The sequence below is a fragment of the Luteibacter sp. P4_E6 genome, assembly GCF_056401535.1.
Genome location: NZ_JBFUJE010000733.1, coordinates 1 through 1552, shown reverse-complemented (window position 1 = coordinate 1552; position 1552 = coordinate 1). Strand labels below are relative to the sequence as shown.

Below are 1552 nucleotides of genomic sequence, written 5' to 3'. Positions count from 1 at the left end.
GTCTCCACCATCGATTTCCCACCACGGGAAAGCTCGAACGCTGGCCCTTCCGGCAGGACAACAAGGGCCCCGACGTGCCGCTGCCCGTCGCTGCGGCCGCCAGTACGCTCGCCCCGCTGCTGGAGATGGCCGAGGCCGATTGCGGTATCACCTGCGTACCGGACTTTACGGTCGAGCCCAGCGTGACGTCTGGACGGCTGGTCCGCGTCCTCGACGACTTTCTCGACCATGAGAACGTGTTCCGCGCCGTGTGGCCATCCAGTCGCCATATCGCGCCGCGCCTTCGCGCCTTCCTGGACTATTTCGGCGCAAACCTTTTTCCGGCGTAGGTCCGCTGGTTATCGCGCCGTCAGGGTGGCCACGAAGCGCATGGCACGGGCAATGCTGGTGCTGATGACGGGCAGGCGGCCGACCGGAATCGAAATCACCGCAATCTCCTCGCGATGCAGATGGATATTTGCCTCCGCGTGGCCCCACGCCAGCTCCATCTCGTTGGGCGCCAGCGAGCGGGCAGGCACGTCGTCGTTGGTAATGCGCTGCACTTCACGGAAGAAGTGCAGGTGCAGGAAACCGTCGTCCGTCGGTCCGGTCACGGCCATGCCCGTGGCGACCCCCGACACGAAATGCGACGTGCGCGTGTGGAGGATGCTCTTCGTCTGCACTTCGGACACGGTCAACCCTCACTTCCCCTTCTCCCAAGCATATGGGTGGGACGATGTCGCCGTCTATCGCGTGCAGGGGCCGGATGTGACAAATGTGCGGGCGTCCGCAGTTCAGGCGGTGAGAGGGCGTCCGAGCTCCCTGCCATAGACGGCAAGGCGGTGACCTTCGGCCAGCCGTTCGGCCTCGTAGACGAACAAAGCTTTCTCCAGCGGCAGGCGGGCGAGCGTGGCCACCAGCGCCATCACGTCGCCTGCGGCCTTCGCCACGCCCATCGCCGTATGGGGTCTGACCACGAAGGCGGCATCACCGAGGAGGGCGACACGGTCACGGATCATGCGGGTGCTCTCGTAGTCGAAGATCGCCTGGATGGAGGGCGTCGGTTCGGCATGCACGGCCAGGGCGAAGGGGGTGGGAAGCAGCTCGTCGGCGGCCCTGAGCAGCTCGTCACGAAGCTCGTCCGGCACGTCGCCGCGTGCCACTGAGTACTCACGAAGGCGTCCGTCACTGCCGGTAAGCCAGCGGTCCAGCGCGAGGCCCTCGGCGGCCTGCCGGTACCAGACCCAGTTGTAGCGTCGCTGGCCCGGAGCCGTCTCGCCGCTCGCGCCTGGCACGAGGTAACCGAGCATCTGAGATCCGCGCGGGTGATAAAAGGCGAAACGTTCGGAGAGCACCGTGGCGGCTTCCACAGGGAGTTGCGTTTCGGGAAGCAGTCCACGCCAGGCGACGTAGCCGGCGTAGGTGCTCGCGGTAGGGCCATGGCTCACGGCAGAGCGCACGACGGAGCCGACCCCGTCGGCGCCGATGACGAGGTCGAACCGATGTGCTTCGCCGTCGTCGAGGATGATCGCTGCCCCCGAGGCCGAGTTCTCGACGCGAACCACCCGGGCGT

At 66.4% G+C, this 1552-nt stretch carries 3 protein-coding genes; 1 reads left to right on the top strand and 2 read right to left on the bottom strand.

The window, feature by feature from the left end; translation table 11 throughout:
• Window positions 1–329 (top strand): LysR substrate-binding domain-containing protein (locus AC1DT2_RS22900; RefSeq protein ID WP_477298968.1); only part of this gene is annotated, 329 nt, incomplete at its 5' end.
• A gap of 9 nt (window positions 330–338) precedes the next feature.
• Here AC1DT2_RS22900 and AC1DT2_RS22895 read toward each other — a convergent pair.
• Together AC1DT2_RS22895 and AC1DT2_RS22890 are read right to left on the bottom strand one after the other, a co-directional pair.
• Entirely contained in the window at window positions 339–671 is a 333-nt protein-coding gene (locus AC1DT2_RS22895; protein WP_157503920.1) for a hypothetical protein, read from the bottom strand.
• 102 nt (window positions 672–773) lie between these two features.
• A partial coding sequence (locus AC1DT2_RS22890; RefSeq protein WP_477298966.1) for an FAD binding domain-containing protein occupies window positions 774–1552 on the bottom strand: 779 nt, incomplete at its 5' end.